Source organism: Pseudoalteromonas sp. TAE79 (genome assembly GCF_000498015.1).
Classification (GTDB): Bacteria; Pseudomonadota; Gammaproteobacteria; order Enterobacterales; family Alteromonadaceae; genus Pseudoalteromonas.
Genome location: NZ_AUTL01000265.1, coordinates 1 through 2246, shown reverse-complemented (window position 1 = coordinate 2246; position 2246 = coordinate 1). Strand labels below are relative to the sequence as shown.

The following is a 2246-nucleotide window of genomic DNA, read 5'->3' as shown; positions in this document are numbered from 1 at the left end:
CTAAGTATAGGGCGTTGCGCTATTTTGCACGCTGACCCACCAATACTGCCGAAACAGGTTACGGTTAGTTGTGTACCTCTAACTTCTTATGGCTTCCTTCAGACCCCACCGTTGGCCAGTGACGCCCTTGCCATTCAGATTATCTTCCCCTTAGTCAGGGTAATAAGGCATCTTTCAGCCTATCGGGTTTGCCAGCTTCGCTGGGCAAACAAAAAAAGGCCGCTATCATTAGATAGCGACCTTTTTGATTAACCAAAACTATTTAAGTTATTTAAACTCTGATTACTTAGTATAAGCCCGTGGCATTTTTGAATCTGTCGTATAACGGTCACGCAGTTTATCTTGACGAGATTGTGTAGAAACCTCAACGCCATTAATAAACATTTTGCTCACATGGCTGCTTAGCTCAAACGGGTCATTACTCCATATTACTAAATCAGCAGCTTTGCCTACTTCAAGGCTACCTGCATTAATACCAAATACATCAGCAACGTTTGATGTAAGCGCTTTTAACGCACCTTCTTGGCTCATACCGTACGACACAGCATTACCAGCATCAAAACGCAGCTGATAAATATTGTGACTTGCATCACCACCTACCGTTAATAATACTTTAACGCCTGCTTTTTCAAGCACACTAGCATTATCTAAACTTGCATGAAGCGAATCAAAGCTTCCTGGTAAGCTATCCATTGCACTAATAATCACTGGAATATTTGCTTTAGCAACGCGCTCTTTTACTACAACAGCATCTTGCGCACCGTTAAGTACTAAATTAATGCCAAATTGCTCTTTTACTTTTATTAGCTCAATAATATCAGCCGCACGCGAAACGCCAACCACTAATGGCATTTCACCACTGAGTACTTTAGCCATTACTTTATCTTCAGTACTTGGCTTGTCGTCATCTTTTTTCGCTTTTTTACCAGCTTTAGTTTTGTGCTCATCAAGCTTATTAATAAGTGTTTGCAAAGTAAAAGCACGTGAGCCTTTACTGCGCTCACCTAAGTAAACGATTAAAGCCGCTTGTTTTTGCATGTCGCTGTCAAAACTACCACTTAAATCAACAACACTCGCAAGGCCTGAAAAAATGCTATCGCCGCCATGAGGAGTAATTACATCGCGTGTTACGCCGCCTTTACGAGCGTAAGGAATTAAGCTTGAATGTGCGTTGTAAGCAAGGCTTACATCAAAATCAATACCAGCTTTTTCCTCACCTGCATCGCGAGAGCCTGCAACTGCACTTACTTCAACTAAACCAAGTTGATTAATACTTGCTATAAAGCCAGGGGTTACAATTTGCCCCTTTGCATCAATAATTTGATCTACTTTAATTTCAGCTGGGTTAATCGCTGTGATTTTACCATCTGTCATTACAATGCTTGCCGCTTCTAATACACCTTGATCAGAAGACGTATGCAATGTTGCATTAATAATTGCTAGTGATTGTGCGCTTACAGCACCAGATGCTAATAATCCTGCAGCAACCAGAGAAAGCGAAAACGAACGTGATAAATTTTTCATTCTGGGTGCTCCTTATTGTTGACCTAACATAAAATCACTTGTTGCTTGGTACGCGCCATCGTTTCTATCGTAAACCTTTGCACCATCAACAAACACTTGTTCAGCTTTAGCATAGACACTAAATGGGCTTTGATTCCAAATAACAACATCGCCCTGCTTACCCGCTTCTAGTGAACCTGTTTTGTCATCAATACCTAACGATTTAGCAGCGTTAGCCGTGATCCATTTAATAGCGTGTTGCTCAGAAATATCAAAACCATTTTCGTTAGCTCGGTACATAACCTTGCCCGCTTCTTGGTTTAAACGCTGAATAGTAGTATCTGAATCTGAGTGAACAACTGCACACGAGTTTTTAACCGCATCAACAATAGCCACATTTTCTTGAACCATGTCGTAGGCTTCCATTTTAAAGCCCCACCAGTCTGGCCAAAGTGCAGCACACGAACCATTTTGCGCAAGTAAGTCAGCAATTTTATATGCTTCTACACCGTGGTGAAAAGTACCCGCGTGGTAACCAAATTCTTTTGACAGGTCAATCATCATTGCCATTTCTTCAGCTTTATAACAATGATTATGAATACGTACTTCGCCCTCAAGCACACCGCGAAGCGTATCGTGTTTAATATCACGTACTGGTGCTTCTGGGTTTAAACCTGCCGCGTAATCAGCATCGTACTTATCCCATGCACGTTTGTACTCAGCGGCTTCAGCCCACGCCATAC

Annotated in this window: 2 protein-coding genes; both read right to left on the bottom strand. The window is 41.8% G+C overall.

Features of this window, described 5'->3' with window-relative positions:
• Window positions 1-282 precede the first annotated feature (282 nt).
• Window positions 283-1524 carry an amidohydrolase family protein gene (locus L655_RS0120740; protein ID WP_024606160.1) on the bottom strand — a complete coding sequence of 414 codons (1242 nt, stop codon included), beginning with the start codon at window positions 1522-1524 and terminating at the stop codon, window positions 283-285.
• Between the two features lie 12 nt (window positions 1525-1536).
• A partial coding sequence (locus tag L655_RS0120735; RefSeq protein ID WP_024606159.1) for an amidohydrolase family protein occupies window positions 1537-2246 on the bottom strand: 710 nt, incomplete at its 5' end.

Coding starts and splice junctions, on each gene's coding strand:
- L655_RS0120740 (WP_024606160.1), bottom strand. CDS start 1,524: ATGAAAAATTTATCACGTTCGTTTTCGCTTTCTCTGGTTGCTGCAGGA.